Genomic DNA, 23,018 nt, shown 5'->3' on the forward strand with positions numbered 1-23,018 from the left:
CGGATCGGGGGTTTCCTGCTGAGCTGGTTCCCGCCGCGCCACACCGAGAAGCTACGCCGGACCGACCGGGACACCGTGCGCATCCTGGGTGGTTACGTGCGGGGCACCGCTGCGGTGGCTGCTCTCGTGGCCCTCGTGACCACGGGGCCGTGGGCCGCGCTCGTGGTGCTGCTGAGCATCGCGCTCGGCACGCTCGTGGACGGCGTCGTGGGCGCCGCCCTGGCGGTACCCCCTCACGGCGGTGGCGTGATCCGTGGTCCAGTTGTGGCTGCCACGGCCCGGTCGGATTGGTGATCCAGCTCACGGGCTCTAGGGTGGAAGAAATACCTGAGACCTGGAGTATCGGATGAGTTCCTATCCCCATCTTCTGTCCCCGCTGCGCGTGGGTTCGCTGACCCTGCCCCACCGCGTGATCATGGGGTCCATGCATACCGGCCTTGAGGAGGTCCCGGGCGGTGAGCACGAGCTCGCGCGCTTCTACGTGGAACGCGTGCGCGGCGGCGCCGGGCTGATCGTCACGGGCGGAATCTCCCCCAACCCGGAGGGCGCTGCCCGCCGCGGCGGTGCGCACCTCAGCCGCGAGGACCAACTGGATCCGCACCGCACGGTCACGGACGCGGTACATGGCGAGGGCGGGCTGATCGCACTGCAGCTGATGCACAGCGGACGGTACGCGATGCACGAGGACGCCGTGGCGCCGTCGGCCATCCGCGCTCCCATCAACAAGGTCACGCCGCGCGAGCTGAGTACGGCGGAGGTCGAGCGTACGGTCGAGGACTTCGCGAACGCCGCGCACCTCGCGCAGCGCGCGGGCTACGACGGCGTGGAGATCATGGGCTCCGAGGGATACCTGATCAACGAGTTCCTCGTGGCCCACACGAACGAGCGCACCGACCGGTACGGCGGGTCCGACGCCGCTCGCCGCCGGTTCGCCACCGAGATCGTCCGGCGCGTGCGCGAGGCCACAGGCCCGGACTTCCTCATCATGTACCGGCTCTCCGCGCTGGACCTCGTGCCGGACGCCCAGCAGTTCGCGCAGGTCCTGGAGCTCGGCCGGGAGATCGAGGCCGCGGGGGCGTCGATCATCAACACGGGGATCGGGTGGCACGAGGCCCGGATCCCCACGATCGCCACGAGCGTGCCGCCCGCGGGGTTCACATGGGTCAGCAGGGCACTGCGCGAGCACCTGAGCTTACCCGTGGCCGCGGTCAACCGGATCAACACCCCGGAGATCGGAGAAGCGGTGATCGAACGCGGGGACGCGGACCTCGTGTGCCTGGCCCGCCCGTTCCTGGCGGACCCGCAATTCGTGGCCAAGGCCCGCGCACAGCGCCCCGCCGAGATCAACACGTGCATCGCGTGCAACCAGGCGTGCCTGGACCACACCTTCTCCGGCCGCCGCATGTCATGCCTCGTGAACCCGCGTGCGATGCGCGAGGACGAGCTGGTGCTGGGCCCCACGCGCACCGCGGAGCGGATCGCGGTGGTGGGTGCCGGACCGGCCGGGCTGGCCTTCGCGGAGGCTGCGGCGCAGCGGGGTCACCGGGTGACCCTGTTCGAGGAGCAACCGGAGTTGGGCGGCCAGTTCCAGTTGGCGCTGCGCATCCCGGGCAAAGAGGACTACGCCCACACCGTGCGCTACTTCAGCACGCGCCTGGCCGAGCTGGGGGTCACCGTGCGCACGGGGCACACCGCCACCGCGCAGGACGTGGCCTTCGCGGACCGCGTGGTCGTGGCCACCGGCGTGACCCCGCGCGTCCCCGGCATCCCCGGGGAGGACGGCCCCACGGTGCTCGGGTACAAGGACGTCTTGGCCGGCGCCCCCGTGGGTGAGCGCGTGGCGGTCGTCGGCGGCGGCGGGATCGGATTCGACGTCGCGCACTTCCTCACGCACGACCCGCACTCCGACTTCTACACCGAGTGGGGAGTGGACCGCTCGCTGGAAGCGCGGGGCGGGTTGCTCGCCCCGGCGCCGTCGAAACCGAGACGGCGCGTGACCCTGCTGCAGCGCAGCGCCGGTAAGCCCGGAGCGCGACTGGGCACCACCACGGGGTGGATCCACCGCGCCGAACTGCGCATGGCGGACGTGGAGTTCGTAACCGGGGTGCAGTACGTGCGGATCGACGAACAGGGCGTGCACGTCCTGGCGCCCGCGCAGCGGGATGCGTCGCAGACCGGCGACCCGGACACCGAGGACCGGATCGAACGGATCATCTCCGCGGACACCGTGGTGCTGTGCGCGGGCCAGGAACCCCGCGCCGAGCTCGCCCGGGAACTCGCGGGAGAGAACGGGGAGCGCCCCGTGCACGTGGTGGGCGGCGCGCACGTGGCGGCGGAACTGGACGCGAAACGCGCGATCCGTGAGGCCGTGGAACTGGCCGCGTCGCTGCCCTGATACGGCGTCGCAGTCACGACGCGATCACCGAGCGCCCCGCTGTCAGTGTGCAGCGGGGCGCTCGGTCAGCGGCTCATAGGGGCGTCCCCGGTGATCCGCCCCTGCCTTACCCCACGAAGCGACAGGAGTGGGGGGGCAAGACGGTGTATGTAAGCGGCGCCCCGGGACGTCAGCGCGCGGTGACGCTGCCGTCCTGCACGTTGACCGTGTACTCCTTGTCCCGGTTGTCGATGTCGAGCTCGACTTCCCAGCGCACGACGTCGTCGTCCTCGTCCAGGGAGGCCTCGTCCAGCACCTTGGTGCCCGACTCGGACTCGGCGGACTCGAAGACCCGCTTGATCGCGTCCTTCGCACCCACGGACGCGGCACGCAGCTCGGCCACGTCGTCCTCATCCGCGCGGCCGTCCGCACGGTCCTCCTGGGCGTTCTTGCCCGTGCCGTCCACCGTGACCTGGTGGGCGTTACCGTCCGCGATCAGGTCCACCTCGAACTTGTCCGCGCGGCGGTCGTAGTCGATCTCCACCACGTCACCACCCTGGTGCTGGGCCAGCGCGGAGTCCACGGCGGCCAGCGCGGCGGCCTGCCCGCCGTTGACGGCCACGCCGGACGCCGAACCGCTCGGGCTCGCGCTGCCGGACGCGCTGCGCGTGGGCGAGGCGCTGTCGGACGGCGAGGCGCTGTCCGTAGCGGACGCGGTGTCGGAGGGGGATGCACCGGTCGCGTCGGGCGTGGCCGCGTCCTGCGTGGTGCCGGTGGCGTCCCCGGCGCCCTGGGTCGCGTCGGTCTGCGCGGGGGCCTGGTTCTGGGTGGTGTTCCCGCAGCCCACGAGCAACGAGGCGCTCAGCAGTGCGGCGGAACCGAGGGTCAGGATCTTCTGGGGTCGCTTCATGGTCCCGAGTATCGCCCGCCCCGGGGGACCGGGTCGAGGGTCCGTCGGTAGAAGTCGCAGTGTGTTGACCACCCGCGCTGCACCGCGGTACGCCGCGACGCGCCGGGCCGGCCACCGCGTCCTGCCCGGCCGGGCGCGCTCCCAGCGGGATCACGCGCGCTGTCACCGCCCACTCAGCCTGTCCGGCTACTATTCTGAACACTGTCCATGACCGTGTGTACCGCCGCCCCCTGCGGTCGCACGCCGCGCAGCGCCACTGGCTGACCGAGGAAGGAGGCGGGATGGGTTTCTGGACCGGGCTGGAGAACGGGATCGAGAAGGTGGTCCGCACCGCCTTCACCGCGGGTTCTCGCAAGCGGGTCGAGGCCGTGGAGATCGCAAGCGCCCTGCGCCGTGAACTGGACCAGGAGTCCTTCACCGTTCCCGCGGGCCGCACCATGGCACCCAACGTCTTCACCGTGGAGTTCTCCGACGACGACTTCCCCCGGGCCCAGGAATGGGGCGTCCAACTGGCCGAGGAACTGTGCGACGTCGTCATCCGCCACGCGCGCTCGCAGGCCTATACCCTGCAGGGCGCGGTGCGCGTGAGCTTCACGCGCCAGTCCGAACTCGAGGCCGGCCACTTCGACATCCTGTCCTCGTTCGAGCGCACGAGCACACCGGAGGTTCCCGCGGACGCCGGGACCTCCGCGCGCGCACCCCAACCCCCGGTGCCCGCCCCGCACGCCCGCCCGCGCGATGGCCAAGCCGCTCATTCGGCCGACGACGACGCTGCGGACCACGTTCCCGGCGGCTATCACGACCCGGTCGACGACCAGGCCGGGCTGCAACCGGTGCCGGTGATCCAGGTGGGCGCCGAACGTTTCACGCTCAACGCGGACCGCGTGAGCGTGGGCCGCTCCGCGCAGGCGGACGTGACCGTGGAGGACACGGGGGTCTCCCGCGAGCACCTCGAAATCCGGCGCCAGGGGGACCATTTCCTGGCCGTGGACCTCGGTTCCACGAACGGTTCCTATGTGGACGGCCAGCGGATCCAGGGCAGGGCCCAGCTCGTGGACGGTTCCGTGATCACCGTGGGGCGCACCAGGTTGACCTTCCGACTGATGCTCCCGAGGGAGAGGCGCTGACGTGTCCGAACTGACCGTGACCCTGCTGCGCTACGGATTCCTGGCGCTGCTGTGGATCTTCATCGCCGCCGTGGTCTTCTCCCAGGCGCGTGACCTGACCGTGGGCGGCAAGGCCCGCGCGGCCGTGCGCGGTGGCCGCGAGAAACTGCGTGACGCCCGCGCACGGGAACCCCGCCAGGAGGCACCCCAGAACCCCCGCCCCGCCGCCCCCACCACCGGGGGTGCGCGTACGCGCGCGCAACAGCTCGTGGTCGTGGACGGCCCGCTCGCCGGGCGTAGCTTCCAACTGGGATCGGCCCCCGTGATGCTGGGCCGTTCCGCAGAGGCCACCATCCCGCTCGAGGACGACTACGCCTCGGGGCGCCACGCCCGCCTGTTCGCGCAGGGATCCAAGTGGTTCCTGGAGGACCTCGGGTCCACGAACGGCACCTACCTGCAGGACCAGCGACTGTCCCGCGCCACCGTGGTGGACCCGGGCGCCCGGTTCCGGGTGGGGCGCACCGTGATGGAACTGAGGCCGTAGCCCATGCCCATTGCTTTCCGATATGCTGCTCGCTCCGACGTGGGCCGGGCCCGTTCCAAGAACGACGACTCCGCCTACGCTGGCCGCTACCTGGCCGTCGTCGCGGACGGGATGGGTGGTCACGTGGGGGGTGACGTCGCCTCGGCCTCCGCGGTGATCGACCTGACCCACCTGGACCACGCCGGCTACGACGGTGACGCCGAGACCGTGCTCGCGGACGAGATCCAGAACGCCAACCAGAACCTCGCGAAACTCGTGCAGTCCAATCCACGGTTGGGCGGGATGGGCACCACCGTGACGTCCCTGCTGATCGACGGGGACGAGATCTGCGTGGCGCACATCGGGGACTCCCGCGCGTACCGATTGTCCGAGGCCGAGGGTTTCGAGCAGGTCACTACCGACCACACGTTCGTCCAGCGGCTGATCGACGAGGGCCGGTTGCAGCCCGAGGAGGCCGAGACCCACCCCCACAAGAACGTGCTCATGCGGGTGCTCGGTGACGTGGACGCCTCCCCCGAACTCGAGGTGCGCACCGTGCGCCCGGCCGTGGGTGAACGCTGGTTGCTGTGCTCCGACGGCCTCAACGCGGTGGTGAACGCTCAGACCATCGAGAACGTGATGCGCTCCACGGGGGATCTGAACCAGATCGTGAACTCCCTCGTGGAACTGACCCTGGACCGCGGGGCCCCGGACAACGTGACCGTGGTTGTGGTGCAGGTGGACGAGATCCCCCAGGGCAGCGAGGCCCACCCCATGACCGGGGAGAGCCAGGGGGCCGTGCCGGATCAGTCTCGCACGTCGGATGAGCAACTCATGAGCGAGTCCGAGGTGGAGCACTGGGACGGACCCATGGACTCCCCCGTGGCCGGCGGCGGCACCGACTACCGCGAACCCGGTTACCCCCACACCACATCGCAGCCCACCCAGTCCTCGGCCTCCGTGCTGCGCCGGGACCTGGCCGAGCGTCCCCACCTGCTCGTGGGTGCCGCGGCGAACGCGACCCAGACGGGGCGTATCCCTACCGTCTCGGATTCGGCGATCCAGCGCCGCGCCACGATGCTCGCGACCTCCACGCTGGACGTGACCACCGATCCCGCCGAGGTACGCAGCCTGTTGCGTCGCAAGGGTGACGACCCCGTGCGCGGGACCAAACGCCGTCGTGCGGCGTGGATCGTGGGCGTCGTCGTGCTCGCCCTCGCGCTGCTGCTCGGCGGGTGGGGTGCGCGTGCCTGGACCTCGTCCCAGTACTACGTGGGTGAGGACCGGGGTCACGTGGCCGTGTTCCAGGGGGTCTCGCAGTCCCTGGGTCCCATTACGCTGAGCGAGTTGAGCGCGACCACCGAGATCCCCGTGGACTCCCTGTCCCAGTACGCGCAGGACCGCGTGCGCGCCACGATCCCCGCGGGCAGCCGCGAGGAGGCCGAACGGATCGTCGCGGACCTGGAGTCCTCGCGCGGACCCGAACCCCGCCCCACGGGCCGGGTGACGGTCACGACCCCCACACCGAACCCGTCCGCGAGCGCGTCGCCGAGTGGCTCGGCCACCCCGCGTACGTCCCCCGGTGCCTCGGGGGCCCCCGGGGGTGAGAACCGATGAGTTCGACCGTGAACGCCGCGCCCGAGCGCGGCACAGAGACTCCCGTGCGCCCCAGGCCGCGGCGGATCACCGAGTTGCTGTTGCTGCTCGTGGCCCTGGTGATCGGCGTGGGCGCCAACATCCTGGTGGATCCCGAACGCGCCCAAGCGGATCCCCGCCACATCATCATGAGCGGTACCGTGCTGGGCGTGGGCGCCCTGCTGGTGCACGTGGTGCTGTGGATCCGGGCGCGCTACGCGGACCCCTACCTGCTCCCGCTGGCCGTGGCGCTCAATGGGCTCGGGCTGGCGATGATCCACCGCATCGACCTGTCCACCAACCAGAGTGCCGCCAACACCCAGGTGGTGTGGACCGGCGTGGCCATGCTCGCGTGCTGCGTGGTGCTGTGGTTGCTCAAGGACCACCGGCGACTGCGCAACGTCACGTACATCATGCTGCTGCTCTCCGCCGTGCTCCTGCTGCTGCCCATGATCCCGGGCCTCGGCGTGGAGATCAACGGCGCCCGACTGTGGATCTCGGTGGCCGGGCGCACGTTCCAGCCCGGTGAGATCGCCAAGGTCACGCTGGCCATCTTCTTCGCGGGCTACCTCTCGACCAACCGGGACCTGATCCTGCTGGCTGGGCGCAAGATCGGCCCCGTGCGCCTGCCCCGGTTCCGGGACATCGCCCCCATGCTCGCGGCGTGGGTGATCGCGATCGGCGTGCTGGTGCTGCAGAAGGACATGGGTACCGCCATCATGTTCTTCGGCCTGTTCCTGGCCATGGTCTACCTGGCCACGGGACGCCTGGGCTGGATCGTGCTGGGCGTGCTGCTCATGGCCGTGGGAGGTTTCGCCGCGAGCCGCATGTTCTCCCACGTGGCCCTGCGCCTGGACGCGTGGCTGGACGCCTTCAACCCGGACGTCTACAACCGCTCCCCCGGTGGCTCGGCGCAGATCGTGCAGGGACTGTTCGGTCTGGCCTCCGGCGGGCTGTTCGGTCAGGGCCTGGGTCAGGGGCGCCCGGACCTGGTCTCCTATTCCAATTCGGACATGATCATCACGGCGTTCGGTGAGGAGCTCGGGCTGATCGGGCTCGGCGCGATCCTGGTGATGTTCCTGCTCTTCGCGACCCGCGGGTTGCGCGCCGCCCTGGGTACCCGTGACGCGTTCGGCAAGCTGTTGGCCGCGGGCCTGTCCTCGCTCATGGTGCTGCAGTTGCTCGTGGTGATCGGCGGTGTCACGCGGTTGCTGCCGCTGACCGGTCTGACCACCCCGTTCATGTCCGCCGGTGGGTCGTCCCTGCTGTCCAACTGGATCATCGTGGCGATCCTGCTGGCCATCTCCCACAGCGCGCGGCGCCCCGTGGTCACCGGTCCCGCCACGGACGAGGACCTCGCGACCTTCGAGCGCCGCCTCCGCGCCCGCGAGGAACGCCGCGACGACGAGCGCACCCGCACCGACGGCGCCGACGCCGCCCCGGTCCGGGAGCCGGCCACGGAGCCCACCCCGTCGCTGTCGCGGACCACGTCCGTATCCCACGACGCCGCGGCGTCCCCGGGCGCGGCGGAATCGGCATCCGCGACCGAGGCGATCTCGCGGATCACGCATCGCTCGAGCGGTTCCGCCGGCCATGGCGCCACGGGCGCCTCCCGGAGCGACCGCACCCGGGGTGACGCGGCGTCGTCGTCCGGTGAACGCGGCGCATCCGGCGGCAACGCGCACGACCAGGAAGGGGGGACCCGGTGAACAAGGCGATCCGGCGCATGTGGCTCATGGCCGTGGCCATCATGGTGGTGTTGCTACTGACACTGACGTACGTGCAGTTCTTCGCGGCCAACGCCCTCCAGGCCAACCCGTGGAACAACCGCACGCTGTACGAACAGTTCGGCCGGGACCGCGGCTCGATCCTCGTGGGCGGGAAGGAGATCGCTCGCTCCGTGCCCGCGGACGGCGACTTCGCGCACCAGCGCGTCTACTCGGACTCCCCCCTGTACGCGAACCTCACCGGGTACTTCTCCCTGGTCTACGGGGCCACGGGACTCGAATCCGCCATGGGTGACCAACTCTCGGGCGCGTCCGACGACCAGTTCTACGACCGCGTGGTGTCCCTGTTCTCCGGGAACCAGCCCAAGGGCGCCTCGGTGGAGCTGACCCTGGACCCCGAGCTGCAGCGCATCGCGTACAACGCACTGGAGGGTCACAACGGCTCCATCGTGGCCGTGGACCCCAAGACCGGCGAGATCAAGGCCATGGTCTCCCGCAAGAGCTACGACGCGAACGCCCTGTCCTCGCACGACACGAACCAGGTGGTCGCAGCCGCCCAGTCCCTGAACGCGGACCCGGACAAGCCGCTCGTGAACCGCGCGATCAGCGGGGACCTGTACTCCCCCGGTTCCACGTTCAAGATCATCGACACCGTGGCCGCGCTGGAGTCCGGGAAGTACACGACCGACACCACGCTGCCGAACCCCAACGAGCTCCCGCTCCCGGACACGACAGTTAGCCTGCCCAACTACCGCCAGGGCGGGTGTGCCGCGCGCTCCCAGGTGGACCTGCGCTTCGCGCTCGAGCAGTCCTGCAACACCCCGTTCGCGCACATCGCCATGGACCTGGGCCAGGACAAGATCCGCCAGACAGCGCAGAACTTCGGCTACGGCCAGAACCTGGACATCCCGCTGCAGGTCACCCCGTCCGTGTTCCCCGAGGACATGAACCAGGCCCAACTCGCCCTGTCCTCGATCGGGCAGTACGACGTCCGCACCACCCCGCTGCAGGTGGCCATGGCCTCCGCGGCTATAGCCAACGACGGTGTGATGATGCGTCCCAGCCTCATCAAGACCGTGCGCTCCTCGGACCTGTCCGTGATCGACCAGTTCCAGGCCGAGCAGTTGCGCCGCTCCACGGACACAGAGACCGCGCGCACCGTCAAGGACCTGATGACCTCCGTGGTCAGTAACGGCATCGCGTCCGGCGCGGCCGTGCCCGGCGTGCAGGTGGCCGGGAAGACCGGCACGGCGGAGATCGGCAGGGACGGATTGAACGATTCGTGGTTCACTGGATTCGCGCCCGCCGACGACCCCCAGTTGGCGGTGGCCGTGGTGGTCGAGGACGTGGACGTCACCACAGGGTCTTCCCTGACCAGCCCCAGTGCACGGCAACTCTTCGAGGCGGTGTTGAACAAGTGAGACCATCGTCGAACACCACCCTGGGCGGTCGTTACGCCCTGACGGAACGAATTGCCATCGGCGGCATGGGCGAGGTGTGGAAGGCCAAGGATCAGGTCCTGGGTCGGATCGTCGCGGTGAAGATCCTCAAGGACGAGTACAACGGGGATCCCACGTTCCTGCAGCGGTTCCGGGCGGAGGCCCGCCACACCGCCCTGCTCAACCACCCGGGTGTGGCCAACGTCTTCGACTACGGCGAGGACGAGGGCTCCGCGTTCCTGGTCATGGAACTCGTGCCCGGCGAACCGCTGTCCAACATCATCGACCGGCAGAAGTCGTTGGACCCGGACACGGTCCTGAACTACATCGGCCAGACCGCCCGCGCCCTGGCCGCCGCGCACGCGCAAGGGCTCGTGCACCGGGACGTGAAGCCCGGCAACCTGATCATCACCCCGGACAACCGCGTCAAGGTCACCGACTTCGGCATCGCCCGGCTCGCGGACCAGGTGCCGCTCACGGCCACCGGCCAGGTCATGGGCACGGCCCAGTACCTGGCTCCCGAGCAGGCCACCGGTCAGACCGCCACGGGCTCCTCGGACATCTACTCCCTGGGGATCATCGGCTACGAACTGCTCGCCGGCCGGCGCCCCTTCACGGGGGAATCCCAGATCGCGATCGCCCTGGCCCAGGTCAACGACAACCCTCCCGCGCTGCCGGACTCCATCCCGGACCCGGTGCGCGCCCTCATCATGTCCATGCTTGCCAAGGACCCGGAGGAACGCCCGGAGAACGCGGGCAAGCTCGCCAACGCCGTGGATGCGCTGCGCCGCGGGGACGTCACGGCCGCGGTCACGATGGTCCCGGGGATGCAGCCGTTCCTGTCCCAGGACTTCTCCGACGAGCAACCCACCGAGGCCATCGCACCGGTCTCGGGACCGAGCACCCGGCCCATGTCCTGGACGGCCGCCGCGGGAGTGACCGGTTCGGCCGCAGCCGCGGCCCAGCCGGACCCCAAGTACAGCGCCCACCCCTCTACCGCACAGTTCGACGCCGTGAACCGGCCACCGAACTCGCAGCGCGGTTCCACCCCGCAGGGTGAGCGGCGCAAGACGTCCGTGTGGGCGTGGTTGTTGCCGCTGCTCGCACTTCTGGTGGCCCTGGCCATGGCCGGGGTGTACTTCTTCTCCTCGCGGGACGATTCCGGCTCCCCCGCACCGGGCATCGTCACGTCCTCCACCGTGAGCCCCACCGCGAACACCGTGGTGTTGCCCGCCAACATGGTGGGCCGCGACGCGGACCAGGTCGCCTCCGAGATCACCGCCATGGGCGTGAACGTGGACAAGCGGCTGCAGCAGGGCACGGGTCAGGCGGAGAACACCGTGGTCTCCGTGGAACCCGCGGCCGGTTCGCGGGTGAAGGTCGGTTCCACCGTGGTGATGTACGTCGCGTGGACCCCGGGTGCCCAGACGACCTCGGGCGCCGGGACCGGGGGCACCAGTGCCACGCAGTCACCGCAGCAACAGCCCGAGCAGAACCAGAACACCCAGGCACCGCAGCAGACCGCTCAGCCCGCTCCCACCAACGGCGGGGGCAATGGCGCCGGTAACGGCGGCGGCGCGGACAACGGCGGGGCCGGTAACGGAGCCACCAACGGCGCCGGGGAGACCGGCCAGAACGGAGCGAACACCCAGGCGGACACCGGCGCCCAGGGGACCACGGATCAGAGCGCCCGCACCGAGGCAGGATCGGGGCAGTCCAACCCCGTGCAGGGCACCGGTGACGGGGCGCTCGCGGCTCCGAGCGCTCCCGGCAGCGGCGCGGGCGGCTGACACGCATGGGGACGTCGGGACTGCCGGATCTGATCAACGACCGGTACGAGGTCGGTGAGGTCATCGGCCGCGGTGGCATGGCCACGGTGCACGTGGGACAGGACGTGCGTCTGGGCCGTCGCGTGGCGATCAAGATCCTGCGCCCGGAGCTGGCCGCGGACGAGACGTTCCACGAGCGGTTCCAGCGCGAGGCCCACGCCGTGGCGTCCCTCAACCACCACTCGATCGTGGCCATCTACGACACCGGGGAGATCCGCCCCCAGGGCCCGGACGGTGTCCTGCGCCCCTACATCGTCATGGAATACGTCCCCGGGCGCACACTGCGGGAACTCATGCACGGGCCGGGGGTCACCCCGGAACAAGCCATCGAGTACATGCTCGGCATCATGGACGCCCTGTCCTTCAGCCACCGCGCGGGGATCGTGCACCGGGACATCAAACCCGCCAACGTCAAGGTCACCCCGGACGGCAGCGTCAAGGTCATGGACTTCGGGATCGCGCGTGCCGTGGAGGACACGCAGGCCGCGCTGACCCAGTCCCAGGCGGTGCTCGGCACCGCACAGTACCTTTCCCCCGAACAGGCCAGCGGGGCCGCGGTGGATCCCCGTTCGGACCTGTACTCCGCCGCGTGCGTGCTCTTCGAGTTGCTGACCGGGCGCGCGCCGTTCGTGGGGGAATCCTCCGTGGCGATCGCCGCGCAGCACGTGCGGGACGCGCCGCCCGCGCCGTCGGCGTTGAACCCGCAGTTGCCGCCCGCCGTGGACCGGTTCATGGAGCGCGCCCTGGCCAAGGACCCCCGGGACCGGTTCGTGGACGCCGGGCAGATGCGCCGGGCGCTGCGGGAACTCGGCGGGCAACTGCCCGGCAACCTCGGGGCGACCCAGCCCATCAACGTCGCCCACACTGCCGACTCTCACACCAAGACCCTGCCCGCAGTGGGCGCCGGTACCCCGGCCGCCGCCGTGACCGCCGCGGGACGCAGCGAGGACGCCGAGCCCACCGTCTCCGCACAGTACGGCCGGTTCGACGACGCCGCCGCGGCCGACGACCCAGCGCCCGTCGCCGCCCCCGCGTCCGCCTCCGCGCCGTACGAACGGCGCCGTCGCAGGCCCCTGTGGGTCGTGCCCGTGGTGCTGCTGCTCGTGCTCGCGCTGCTGGTCGGCGGAACCGTGCTGGGCGTGCGGTGGTGGCAGGACCAGCAGGTCGAACAGGTCGCGCAGGTGAGCGTCCCCCAGGTCACGGGGATGGACAGCACCACGGCGGAGAACACCCTGCGGGACGCGAGGCTGAACCCCACGTTCACCACGCAGCACAGTGACAGTGTGCCGGACAAGCACGTGATCAGCATGAGCCCCGCCGCGGGGACCCAGGTGGACCAGGGGTCCTCGGTGGCCGTCGTGGTCTCCGAGGGGCCCGAGAACGTGACCGTGCCCAACGATCTCGTGGGCCAATCCTTGGACTACGCCCGCCAGTCCCTGCAGCAGGCCAGCCTCACGGCGGGCCCGGTCAGCACGGTCAACAGCGCCACCGTGCCCCACAACGTGGTGCTCTCGACCGATCCCGGACAGGGCGCCTCGGTGGCCCGGGACAGCGCGGTCAAACTGCAGGTGTCCACGGGCAAGGTCACGGTCCCGGACGTCGTCGGCCGCAGCCGCGCGGAGGCCGAACAGGCCTTGCGGGCGGACGACGTGCGACTCAACTACGACGTGGAGATCCGCGAGACAGAGGATGCTGAGGCTGGCACGGTGCTGCGGCAGTCCGCTCCCGCGGGGTCCTCCGTGAGCCAGGGGTCCACGATCACGCTCACGGTGGCCCGGAAGGTGACGCCCACGCCGAGCCCCACCCCGTCCCCGACGAACGAGGACGAGCCCACGGCGGAACCCACGACTCCCGCCGAACCCACGGATGCCGCACCCCAACCCACGCAGCCCCAGCCCACGAGTCGCCCCACCGCATCCCGCGGGGGCGACGGCTGAGATCGGCCGGGCCTTGCTGTGCGGGGCCCTGCTTCGACGGACCTCGCTCCGACGGAGTGTGCGGCCCGGGTGCCTCTGACGGAACTGGTTCTCAGGCGGTCATGAGCGGGGACAACCCCGCGGCCGCCGCGGCGGCACCGTGCTGGCCCACTTCCTCGAGCCAGTTGCCGAGCATGAGGTAGCCACCCCCCGTGAGCACGGACTCGGGGTGGAACTGCACACCGTGCAGCGGGGCGGAGCGGTGCTTGAGACCCATGACCACCTGCCCGTCCTCGGTGGTCGCGGTGACCTCGAGGCAGTCCGGGACGGTGTCCGCGGCCACGGCGAGCGAGTGGTACCGGGTCGCGGTGAACGGCGACGGGACCGAGGCGAAGACGCTGTCCCCGTGGTGCACCAACTGGGACGTCTTGCCGTGCATGAGCTGTTGGGCGTGGCCCACGCGAGCGCCGTAGACCTCACCGAGCGCCTGGTGCCCCAGGCACACGCCGAGCAACGGTGTCCTGGTGTGCTCCGCCCAGCGGATCAGGTCCGCGCACACGCCGGCGTCCGCGGGGGCACCGGGGCCGGGGGACAGCAGGACACCCTGGTGTTCACCGGCGAGAGCGGTGGCCGCGGCGACGTCCAGGTCGTCGTTGCGCACCACGGTCGTCTGGGCCCCCAATTGCTGCAGATACCCCACCAAGGTGTAGACAAAGCTATCGTAGTTATCCACGACGAGAATCTTCACAGACACTCAAGAACTCCTGCGCGTTCACCAATTGACAGAACTCGCGCCAGTCTACGCCCGCTCGGGCGGATAGACTGAACGCCGATCTCGCGGCAGGAACCGGTCCCCGCCGCACCCGCGGGCCGCCACGGCCGCGAACCCGCCCCCGGGCCACGCCCGGACGTGGCGCCCACGCAGCAGGAGGAAAGAACGCCAGTGTCTGAGCCCAAGAAGCGCTTCGGTCGATCCCGTAAGTCGCAGGACGACACACAGGACTTCGCCCTCACGGAACGGGACCGCGAACTCGCCGCCCTCGCGGCGGAGATCCTTCCCCGCAACAGCGCCGCCGCGTCCTTCGAGCGTTCTGCCGCGCGCAAATCCGGGTCCTCGGCCGTCTCCACCAAGGATGCGGCGACCGACCACGGTCTCGCCGACGACGCCGCTGCGCCCGGTACCGGGGATGCGTCCGGTGACCCGGCTGTGCCCGCTGGCACGACGACGTCCGTCGGTAAGGGCCGGGCAAGGAAGAAGCGGGCGGCCGCGGCATCCGTGTCTGCTTCCGGGACCGCTGGAGCGAACGAATCCGGCATGAAGGTGGCCCGGGCCGGTACGTCCGGAGCGGACGCGTCCGGCGAGGCCGGGTCCACCGACGAGCCGGGCGTCGGCACGTCCGATACGAGCGAGGACGCGGAGACGCCCGCGGCGCGCAAGAAGCTGCGGCGGGACGAGCGACGTCGTGCGGCGAAGGCCGCCCAGGCGGAGAAGCGCGAGCGCCGGTCCACCGACTACCAGCCCACGCCGCTGTGGTACAAGGTGGTCATGATCGGGGTGATGATCCTGGGGCTGTTGTGGATCATCACCTACTACCTGTTCCAGGGCATGGTGCCCATCCCCGGGATCAGCGTGTGGAATCTGGTGATCGGGCTCGGGTTCATGCTGGCGGGGCTCATCATGACCACCAGATGGCGTTGACCCTGCCACCGATCCGCACTCGCGCCCCGCAGGAGGCCTCGTGAACACTTCCCCTCACCCCTCGTCACCCGATGACGGGCGGGGCGCCGGGCCCCCCGATCGGAGCTTCCCGGACGACGACGCCGCTCCGGGGCCCCTGTCCGAGGCGTCGTCGCGCCGAGGCGCGAACGGAACCCGCCGCGAGGGGTACCGGATCAACCCCGCGCGTATGGAGGTGCGGGTGCGGCGCATTGCGCTCGTGGGACTCGTGCTCGTGCCGCTGATCTACTTCATCGTGCAGTCGTTGCGCTAGCCGCGCTCCTGCCCCGCAGAACGCAAGTGCCCCATCGGTCGGACAACCGGTGGGGCACTGTTCACGCGGGGAGCGAGTCGCTCGGGCACGAGATGCTCAGGTGCGAGTCGTTCAGTTGGTGGACTCCGGAGCGGTGAACTCCACGTCCAGGTCGATGCGCACCTTGTCGGAGACCATGACCCCGCCGGCCTCGAGGGCGGCGTTCCAGGTCACGTTGAACTCCTTGCGGGAGATCGAGGTGGAGGCGGTGAAGCCCGCGCGGGTGGTGCCGAAGGCGTCCACGGCCACGCCGTTGAACTCGGCATCCAGCTTCACGGGCTTGGTCACGCCACGCAGGGTGAGCTCGCCGGTCACGGTGCCCTCACCGTCGTTGAGCTCCAGGCCGGTGATCTTGTAGGTCATCTGCGGGTGGTTCTCCACGTCGAAGAACTCGGCCGAGCGCACGTGGTTGTCGCGGGTCTCGTTCTTGGTGTCCACGGAGTTCATCCCCACGGCCACCTGGCCGTTGGACTGCGAAGCGTCCTCGGCCACGTTGAGTTCACCGGAGACGTCGCCGAACACACCGCGCACCTTGGAGATACCGGCGTGGCGGACGGAGAACGCGACCTCCGTGTGGGCGGGGTCCAGGGTCCAGGTTCCGGGGGTCATACCTTCGAGCGTGGTCATTCGTTTCTCCTTGGCTTCGGGCGGGCCGTCGTCGGGCGGCCCAATTGGTTGCTTCGGAAACTAATTTACGACCCGCTGTTTGATGCGTCAACCTATTCTGGAGAAAACTTTGGGTGAACAGCGTCACACACGGCACCGCGAAGGCCCGCCCGTCAGAGGTGCAGGTCCAGCACCGAGCTGTCGCTGAGGCCGTGGAACTGCCGCTGGTGGTACACAAGCGGGCTGCCCGAGCCCTCTTCACCCAGGACCTCCACGACGGCGGCATTGAACACGAGCGCCGACCCGGCCTTGATCCGCGCGAGCGGGATGGCCCGCAGCACGCGGCGCACCCCGAGCAAGCGGGGCTCGCCTGTGGACAGCGTGGTCCACTCCATGTCGTCCCCGAAACGGGGTGCACCCGAAATGGCGAAGGAACGTGCGAGTTCCACATTGTCCGAATCCAGGAAATGCACCACGAAGGAATCGGCCGTTGCCACGACGGCCGCCGAACCGCGCTTGGCCTGCAGCGAGAAGCCGAGGATCGGGGGGTCGGCGGAGATGGAGGAGACGGAGGACGCCGTGAGGCCCACGGGGCCTTCCGGCCCGGCGACCGTGATGATCGCGATGCCCGCAGGATGCTGACCGAACGCGGACTTGAACCCTTCCGTCAGGCGCGGATCGCTGTGCAGCGCCTCCGTGGGGGCCACGAGGTCCACGGCATGTGCGGCGACCCGTTCTGCCTCACCCCCGGATGCCGGGACACCGTCCAACCCCTGGTCGGGGTCGGGGGTCTCGGGATCGGCTGAGGTGTTCTGGCTGACGCGGTCCGGCATGGTGGGTCCTCTCACACGGCTGTGTTCCCGGATCGGCGGTCCGGCCGCCGTTATCCGGACAGGCTAAATCCTGCCAGGCATCTCATGTCCAACACATGGTTTCGTAGTCCACATTCTGGGCCACACGGCGCAATGAGACGTCACATTGGGGGGACACCACCGCTACGCACCGTGCGACGAGCGAGCCCCCACTTCTCACCGTACGCCCACCCGCGGCCGGGATCACCCGATGCTCTTGTACTCCCTCGCGAAATGGATCAGGGGACGGTCCGCGGCACCCGCGTCCACCCCTCGGCCCATGGCCGTGACACGCCCCACGACCACCAGGTGGGTTGCCGCGGTGTGGGTGGACACGGTGTCCAGCTCGAACCAGCTCAGGCACCCGTCGATCACAGGCGTCCCCGTGCGCTCGGTGCGGTGGAACGGGACGGTGTCCAGCAGTCCGTCCACGGGGTTGCCCGGACTCGCGAGCCAATTCGCCACGGAGCGCTGATCCGCGTTCAGCAGGGACAGGGCCCAGGATCCGGAGCCCTCCACGGCCTCGCACATCCGCCCCATGTCGTACAGGCACACGAGCATGGTGGGCGGATCGTAGGAGACGTCCGCGAACGCCGTGACGGTGATCGCGTGGTCCTTGCCCCGGTAGCGCGAGCACACCACGCCCACCCCCACCGCGTGATCGGCGGCCAGGGTGCGGTAGCGCTCCACCTGCACGTCCGTGGGGCGGGGATCCAGGGTCTCGTTCTGCATGACCCCAGTGTGTCATCGCGCCCGTCGCGGCCCCGGGTCCGAGCGGGGCACCGGTTCTCGTGGCCGAGCCGCGCGCAGACCCTCGCGTTCGAGCGGGGCGCCCGACCCCGTCTGCCGACAGACGGGGTCGCTCTCAGCACGTCAGCGCGCTCGCCGGTGTCCACCCGTCATGCGTAGCGTGATGTTCAACCGCCCGCCGTTCTTCAACCCCAGGTGCAGGCCACCCGTGCCGGGGAACACTTTGGGCACGCCGTGGAACGCGTACCGGGAGGGTCCGCCGAACACGAACAGGTCCCCCGAGCGCAGTTCCACGTCCCGGTACGGAGCCGTGCGGGTCTCGGTGTTGCCGAAGCGGAACGTGCACGTGTCCCCCAGGGACAGGGACACGATGGGCGCCGCCGAGAACTCGTCCTTGTCCTGGTGCATCCCCATGTGCGCGGCGCCGTCGTAGTAGTTGACCAGCGCGGAGTCGGGGACGAAACCGCGGACGACGTCCTCGACTTCGGGGACGCCCACATCTCCCGCGTCCACCACCCCGTACGCGTCCGCCACGGCCCGCGCACCCAGGTCCACGAGCCAGTCCGGCAGGGCCGCGACCTCCGCTCCCCCGGTGGCCCCGTAGCGGTAGGGGGTCCGATTCGCGCCGAGCATGACCGACTGCACGGACATCCGACCGCCGCCCGGCATCACCTGGTGACGCATGGGGGCCGAGCGCACCCAGTCACGGCACGCGGCCACGAGATCGTGCTGCCGGGCGACGGGGAGCCAATCGGGAACGTGCACGGCCCCGGGCGCGAGCACGGTGGGCTCGCGGGGGACGGTGAACAGCTCGGTGACCTCGTACTCGGCCATGCCCGTGAGCCTAGGACCGACCCCCGACACCCACAACGCGCGCCGCCAGGCGCCGGCTGGGGCGATCCGAGCAGGGCGCCCCGAGAACTGAACCGGCAAGTCCGGGTCCGGTGGTGGCCCCGAGTCTGCGGGTAGGCGCTCCCTCATCCCGCTCCCCCGCTCATCCCCTCCCACCCCGAGCAACCCGTTCAGCACACCCGGGAGAGCAGCGGCCCGCGGAATATCGGGCCCCGTGAGCCCGTTATTCCAACAGCAAGTTTTCTCTGGAAAGGGTTTCATTCATGGCACTGCCCCTATCGGTCATCGACTTCGCCACCGTGCGCGAGAACCAATCGGTGGGTGAGAGTTTCGCGGATTCCGTGACCCTTGCCCGGCACGCGGAGCGGTTGGGATACACGCGGGTCTGGTACGCGGAGCACCACAACATGCCCACGATCGCGTCCTCCGCACCGGCAGTGTTGATCGCCCACGTGGCCGCGCACACGGAACGCATCCGGCTCGGTTCGGGCGGCGTCATGCTGCCCAATCACTCCCCGCTCACGATCGCGGAACAGTTCGGCACCCTCGCGGAGCTGCATCCCGGCCGGATCGACCTGGGGCTCGGCCGCGCCCCGGGGACGGATCCGCGCACGCTGCGCGCACTGCGTCGTTCCCCCGAATCCGCCGAGAGCTTCCCCCAGGACGTCAAGGAACTGCGGGGCTACCTGACCGGCAACTCACTCATCCCGGGCGTGCAGGCGATGCCGGGTGCGGGGACCGACGTGCCGCTGACGATCCTGGGCTCGTCCCTGTTCGGGGCCCAGTTGGCCGCGGCCTACGGGCTGCCCTATGCGTTCGCATCGCACTTCGCGCCGGACGCCCTCGTGGACGCCGTGGCCGCGTACCGGTCCCAGTTCCAGCCGTCCGAACAGCTCGCGGAGCCGTACGTGATCGCCGCGGTGAACGTGATCATTTCCGAGGACGCGCAGGACGCCGCCCGTCAGCTGGAAGCGACCCAGCGCTCCCGGGTCAAGGCCATGGTGGGCCGCGGCCGGGAGTTCACGGACGAGGAGATGGACATGGTCATGGCCTCCCCCGCTGCCGCGCAGATCCTGCACATGATCAGTTACACCGGCGCGGGCACCCCGGACACCGTGGTGGACTACCTGCACCGGTTCGCAGAACACGCTGATGCGGACGAGCTGATGATCTCCCCCACCGCCACGCGTCAACCGGACGTCCTCACAGCCATGGAGTTGCTCGCCGACAACTGGAACTGAGCGCCGGGCATCCCCGGGTACATCCATGCCCCGATAAAGCACCCGGATCGCGATTCCGAGGCATTCTCGGGACTCAGATGTTCGCCCGCCATTCCGCCCGTGAGCGGCACCCGCGAGCCTCCCGATCAGACGAGGCGCGAGAGGAAGGCACCCAGAGCGGCGTCGTACTCCGAGGGGTTCTCCATGTTGGGCGTGTGCCCGCTTGCGGGGACCACCTCGAGCTCACCGTGGCGCAGCAGCTCGCTCATGACCTGGCCCGCGCCGTTGTCGAACGCGTCCGAGTCCCCCACGATCACGAGCGCGGGCTTCTCCCACGCACGCAGCGTCTCGGTGAAGTCGTTGCGTTCGGCGCGCCCGCGCATGGCCGCGGTGGAGCCCTCGAGCGGGGCGGTCCGGATCATCTCACGCACGCGCTCGGCGACCTCCGGCAGCCGCTCCACGTTCTCCTCCGCGATCATCTTGGACAGCACGTTCTGCGCGTAGGTCTCCATTCCGTCCCGCACGATCCCGTCCGCCGCCACATGACGACGCCGCCGCCCTGCCGCGTCCTCGGACGTGGGCACCGTGTCGTTGATGATCAGCGCGCTCACCCGTTCGGGGTACGACGCGGCGATCTGCATGGCCACCTGACCGGACATCGAGAAGCCCAACAGGATCACGGTCTCCAGGCCGAGCTCGTCCAGCAGCGCGACGATGTCCGCGGCGAACTCCTCGGTGTACACGATCCCCTCGGTGACCTGGGACTCGCCGAACCCGCGCAGGTCCGGGGCGATCACGCGCCAACCCTGCTCCGCGAGAGTCGTGACCTGCCCGTCCCACATGGAGCGGTCGTACGCGTGGCCGTGCAGCAGCACGATGGACTCGCCCCGGCCCTCGTCCGTGTAGGCCAGCTCGGTGTCGTTGACGTGGGCGGTGTGCGTGGTGAATGTCGATCGGCTCATGGGGCCATGATGTCAGGTGGGGTGGCCCGGGAGCGGGTGGTGTCAGGGGTGCAGTCCACGCACCGCCCGCACGACACGGCCCGCACACGACGACGACGCCCACCCCCGGGAAGGGAGCGAGCGGCGTCGTACCGGGAGCTCAGATCTCCGCGTACCGCACCACCGCGCGGCTCGCGAGACCGGCGATCAGCGTGACGACCACGAGGCCGAGCGGGATGCCCCACCGTCCGAGCTCGCTCGCGAGGTCCAACCACAAGTCCGGCCAGGCCACGATCGCGGCGAGCAGACCCAGTGCCACGAGCACCACGGCCACGATCGAGATCACGGTCCAGATCACCCCGGCCGCGCGGTAGATCCCGCCGAAACTCATGCCCGCGAAGAGGCTCATGAGACTCAGCAGGAACAATGTCACGGCCACGATCAGGGGGTTGCCGTCACCCAGGGCGTGAATGGTGAGGAAACTGATCCCCAGCCCGAACCCGGTCGCGGCCTCCGCGGCCAGGATCACGAGACCCACGGCTGCGACCACCAGGGACGTGATCATGAAACCCATGGCCGTGCCCGCCCAGAAGTTCCGGCGGGTGCTGCCGAACGCGAGCGCGCCGGCGAAACCCCGGTTGGCGGTCAGCGCGCCGTGGGAGATCAGGAAGCCCGGGAGGGCCCAGAACACGGCCAGGTTGGCTTGGAATCCGTCCTGGACAGGCTGCGGTAGGGGCAGACCGGTGCGGATGCCGATGATCAGCCCGATCACGACCGTGAGGATCGCGACCAGGACCAGGATGGCCGGGGCCACCACGAAGGAGTTGAGTCGGTTGGTCAGGTACAGCGCGAGGTTCCGGCGGGCGTACTGCATCACACACTCATTTCTGCGTCGTCGGTGCCGCGCATGCCCCGCGCGGCCACGAGTTCCTGCAAGGTGACGGGTTCCAACGAGACATTGGCGGCGTCCGCGCGGCGCCGGTCCTCAGCGGTCGCGGTGCCGTCCACGGTGACGGAGAGGATGTTGCCGAGTCGGTACTCGCGCAGGACCCTGCGAGCGCCCACGACGTCCCGGACCACGGGTTCGAGTCCGCGCAGCACGAACGCGCTGTCCCGGGCGTCGTCGATGTCCGCGTCCACCGTGACCCGGCCGTCCTCGATCATGACCACGTTCTCGAGCAGGTCGGACACCTCGTCGATCAGGTGCGTGGAGAGGATCACGGTGCGCGGGTGTTCGGCCATGGCGCGGGCGAACTCCTCGTAGAACAGGGCGCGGTGCCCGGGGTCGAGCCCCAGGTACGGCTCGTCCATGAAGGTGTACGGCGCCCGCGCGGCCAGCGAGATGACGATCGCCAGCGCGCTGCGCTGCCCGCGGGAGAGCTTGGTGGTGCGCGTGCTCATCGGCAGCTTGAACCGGGGCGCCAGGCGCTCGGCCAGGTCGGTGTCCCACGCGGGGTAGAACGTGGGCAGGATGCGCAGCAGGGAGGCCGGGGTGTCGTCGTCGTGGAACTTCTGGTCCTCGTGGACGAAGCACGTGCGTTCGAGCAACCGCGCGTTCTCCCGCGGATCCTCACCGTCGATCAGCACCTCACCGGAGCTGCGGAACGTGTGATTGAGGATCACGGACATCAGCGTGGTCTTGCCCACGCCGTTGGCCCCGAGCAGCCCGTGCACCCGATCGGGCGCGAAATCCACGGTGATGTCCCGCAGCACGTGCTTCTTGCCGAAGGACTTGTTCAGGTTCCTGATCCGGATCCCCTGCCCCGGCGCGCTCTCGCGGTGATCCGTGTGTCGTACGGGAGAACTCATGGCGAGACCTTTCTGATGAGTGCGACCATGTCGTCGAGTGTGAGTCCGAGCCTCCGGGCCTCGGCCACGGCGGGTTGGATGAAGTCTTCATGGAACGCCTCCCGGCGCTGCGCTCGCAGGATGTCCGGGCCATCCGCGGCCACGAACGTCCCGATCCCACGACGCCGCTCCAAGACTCCCTGATCCACCAAGCGTCCCAGCGCTTTCCCCGCCGTCGCGGGGTTGATGCGGTAGAACGCGGCGAGTTCGTTGGTGGATGGCACCGCGGAATCCACCGGGTAGTTGCCCTGGAGGATGTCGTCCGCGATCTGATCGGCCAGGACCATGAAGATCGGGCGACCGTCTTGTTTGGGTGTCATGGAGAACTTCCAGCTCCTTGGTTCATTACTCTACTAATGAACCACATAACCGGCGAGGCGGTCAAGGGTTCACGAATCGGATCAGGACGAGAACGACGACGCCGCCCGCCCCCGGGAGGGGGCGAGCGGCGTCGAGCGACC

The 23,018-nt window shown here is 69.7% G+C and carries 22 protein-coding genes; 12 read left to right on the forward strand and 10 right to left on the reverse strand.

Annotated elements, in window-relative coordinates; translation table 11 throughout:
* Nucleotides 1-75 precede the first annotated feature (75 nt).
* Together Q9R22_RS11270 and Q9R22_RS11275 are read left to right on the forward strand one after the other, a co-directional pair.
* The gene (locus Q9R22_RS11270) at nucleotides 76-294 is read left to right on the forward strand and encodes a hypothetical protein (protein WP_131333625.1); all 219 of its coding nucleotides are present in this window, start codon (nucleotides 76-78) and stop codon (nucleotides 292-294) included.
* Between the two features lie 52 nt (nucleotides 295-346).
* Entirely contained in the window at nucleotides 347-2,395 is a 2,049-nt protein-coding gene (locus tag Q9R22_RS11275; protein WP_131333627.1) for an NADPH-dependent 2,4-dienoyl-CoA reductase, read from the forward strand.
* 169 nt (nucleotides 2,396-2,564) lie between these two features.
* Here the strand turns inward: Q9R22_RS11275 and Q9R22_RS11280 are convergent, their stop codons facing one another.
* Nucleotides 2,565-3,284, reverse strand: coding sequence for a hypothetical protein (locus tag Q9R22_RS11280; RefSeq protein ID WP_131333629.1), 720 nt, complete (start codon nucleotides 3,282-3,284; stop codon nucleotides 2,565-2,567).
* Between the two features lie 281 nt (nucleotides 3,285-3,565).
* Here Q9R22_RS11280 and Q9R22_RS11285 point away from each other — a divergent pair, with 281 nt between their 5' ends.
* The 7 genes from Q9R22_RS11285 to pknB are packed head-to-tail and all read left to right on the forward strand — an operon-like array spanning nucleotide 3,566 to nucleotide 13,480.
* A complete protein-coding gene (locus Q9R22_RS11285; protein WP_131333631.1) occupies nucleotides 3,566-4,411 on the forward strand; it encodes a DUF3662 and FHA domain-containing protein in 846 nt (281 codons plus the stop codon).
* A 1-nt stretch (nucleotide 4,412) separates the two neighbouring features.
* Nucleotides 4,413-4,934, forward strand: coding sequence for an FHA domain-containing protein (locus tag Q9R22_RS11290; RefSeq protein WP_131333633.1), 522 nt, complete (start codon nucleotides 4,413-4,415; stop codon nucleotides 4,932-4,934).
* A 3-nt stretch (nucleotides 4,935-4,937) separates the two neighbouring features.
* A complete protein-coding gene (locus Q9R22_RS11295; RefSeq protein WP_131333634.1) occupies nucleotides 4,938-6,530 on the forward strand; it encodes a PP2C family serine/threonine-protein phosphatase in 1,593 nt (530 codons plus the stop codon).
* Nucleotides 6,527-8,257 (forward strand): FtsW/RodA/SpoVE family cell cycle protein, encoded by a 1,731-nt coding sequence (locus tag Q9R22_RS11300; RefSeq protein ID WP_311254207.1) that lies wholly within the window; start codon nucleotides 6,527-6,529, stop codon nucleotides 8,255-8,257. The genes Q9R22_RS11295 and Q9R22_RS11300 overlap by 4 nt, the downstream gene beginning before the upstream one ends.
* Nucleotides 8,254-9,696: a penicillin-binding protein 2 gene (locus Q9R22_RS11305; protein WP_131333636.1), complete on the forward strand. Its 1,443-nt coding sequence runs from the start codon at nucleotides 8,254-8,256 to the stop codon at nucleotides 9,694-9,696. Before Q9R22_RS11300 ends, Q9R22_RS11305 begins: the two co-directional genes overlap by 4 nt.
* The gene (locus tag Q9R22_RS11310) at nucleotides 9,693-11,504 is read left to right on the forward strand and encodes a protein kinase domain-containing protein (RefSeq protein WP_131333638.1); all 1,812 of its coding nucleotides are present in this window, start codon (nucleotides 9,693-9,695) and stop codon (nucleotides 11,502-11,504) included. The genes Q9R22_RS11305 and Q9R22_RS11310 overlap by 4 nt, the downstream gene beginning before the upstream one ends.
* Nucleotides 11,505-11,509: 5 nt before the next feature.
* Nucleotides 11,510-13,480 (forward strand): Stk1 family PASTA domain-containing Ser/Thr kinase, encoded by a 1,971-nt coding sequence (pknB, locus tag Q9R22_RS11315; RefSeq protein WP_131333640.1) that lies wholly within the window; start codon nucleotides 11,510-11,512, stop codon nucleotides 13,478-13,480.
* 91 nt (nucleotides 13,481-13,571) lie between these two features.
* Here the strand turns inward: pknB and Q9R22_RS11320 are convergent, their stop codons facing one another.
* Complete coding sequence (locus tag Q9R22_RS11320) at nucleotides 13,572-14,213, reverse strand: aminodeoxychorismate/anthranilate synthase component II (protein ID WP_311254208.1); 642 nt, start codon at nucleotides 14,211-14,213, stop codon at nucleotides 13,572-13,574.
* Between the two features lie 189 nt (nucleotides 14,214-14,402).
* On the opposite strand from Q9R22_RS11320, the gene Q9R22_RS11325 reads away from it, so the two are divergent.
* Together Q9R22_RS11325 and Q9R22_RS11330 are read left to right on the forward strand one after the other, a co-directional pair.
* A complete protein-coding gene (locus Q9R22_RS11325) occupies nucleotides 14,403-15,158 on the forward strand; it encodes a cell division protein CrgA (protein WP_165489822.1) in 756 nt (251 codons plus the stop codon).
* 40 nt (nucleotides 15,159-15,198) lie between these two features.
* Nucleotides 15,199-15,450, forward strand: a complete 252-nt coding sequence (locus Q9R22_RS11330) for a hypothetical protein (RefSeq protein ID WP_131333642.1) — start codon at nucleotides 15,199-15,201, stop codon at nucleotides 15,448-15,450.
* Between the two features lie 111 nt (nucleotides 15,451-15,561).
* Here Q9R22_RS11330 and Q9R22_RS11335 read toward each other — a convergent pair whose 3' ends face one another.
* The 4 genes from Q9R22_RS11335 to Q9R22_RS11350 form a co-directional block, all read right to left on the reverse strand.
* Nucleotides 15,562-16,116 (reverse strand): YceI family protein, encoded by a 555-nt coding sequence (locus Q9R22_RS11335; RefSeq protein ID WP_131333644.1) that lies wholly within the window; start codon nucleotides 16,114-16,116, stop codon nucleotides 15,562-15,564.
* 152 nt (nucleotides 16,117-16,268) lie between these two features.
* On the reverse strand, nucleotides 16,269-16,928 hold the full coding sequence (locus Q9R22_RS11340) for a flavin reductase family protein (protein WP_197493070.1): 660 nt from the start codon (nucleotides 16,926-16,928) through the stop codon (nucleotides 16,269-16,271).
* A 222-nt stretch (nucleotides 16,929-17,150) separates the two neighbouring features.
* On the reverse strand, nucleotides 17,151-17,678 hold the full coding sequence (locus Q9R22_RS11345; RefSeq protein ID WP_064845636.1) for a flavin reductase family protein: 528 nt from the start codon (nucleotides 17,676-17,678) through the stop codon (nucleotides 17,151-17,153).
* A gap of 141 nt (nucleotides 17,679-17,819) precedes the next feature.
* Entirely contained in the window at nucleotides 17,820-18,530 is a 711-nt protein-coding gene (locus Q9R22_RS11350; RefSeq protein ID WP_064845637.1) for an alpha-ketoglutarate-dependent dioxygenase AlkB, read from the reverse strand.
* Between the two features lie 281 nt (nucleotides 18,531-18,811).
* Here Q9R22_RS11350 and Q9R22_RS11355 point away from each other — a divergent pair, with 281 nt between their 5' ends.
* Nucleotides 18,812-19,789, forward strand: a complete 978-nt coding sequence (locus Q9R22_RS11355) for an LLM class flavin-dependent oxidoreductase (RefSeq protein ID WP_131333646.1) — start codon at nucleotides 18,812-18,814, stop codon at nucleotides 19,787-19,789.
* Nucleotides 19,790-19,914: 125 nt separating this feature from the next.
* Here Q9R22_RS11355 and Q9R22_RS11360 read toward each other — a convergent pair whose 3' ends face one another.
* From Q9R22_RS11360 to Q9R22_RS11375, 4 genes are all read right to left on the reverse strand, one after another.
* On the reverse strand, nucleotides 19,915-20,730 hold the full coding sequence (locus tag Q9R22_RS11360) for an alpha/beta fold hydrolase (protein WP_131333648.1): 816 nt from the start codon (nucleotides 20,728-20,730) through the stop codon (nucleotides 19,915-19,917).
* 139 nt (nucleotides 20,731-20,869) lie between these two features.
* On the reverse strand, nucleotides 20,870-21,583 hold the full coding sequence (locus Q9R22_RS11365) for a hypothetical protein (RefSeq protein WP_131333649.1): 714 nt from the start codon (nucleotides 21,581-21,583) through the stop codon (nucleotides 20,870-20,872).
* Complete coding sequence (locus tag Q9R22_RS11370) at nucleotides 21,583-22,518, reverse strand: ABC transporter ATP-binding protein (protein WP_242670504.1); 936 nt, start codon at nucleotides 22,516-22,518, stop codon at nucleotides 21,583-21,585. Before Q9R22_RS11370 ends, Q9R22_RS11365 begins: the two co-directional genes overlap by 1 nt.
* A complete protein-coding gene (locus Q9R22_RS11375; protein WP_098053664.1) occupies nucleotides 22,515-22,877 on the reverse strand; it encodes a GntR family transcriptional regulator in 363 nt (120 codons plus the stop codon). The genes Q9R22_RS11370 and Q9R22_RS11375 overlap by 4 nt, the downstream gene beginning before the upstream one ends.
* Between the last annotated feature and the right edge of the window lie 141 nt (nucleotides 22,878-23,018).

This window comes from Kocuria sp. PD6 (assembly GCF_031844145.1).
GTDB classification, from domain to species: domain Bacteria; phylum Actinomycetota; class Actinomycetes; order Actinomycetales; family Micrococcaceae; genus Kocuria; species Kocuria marina.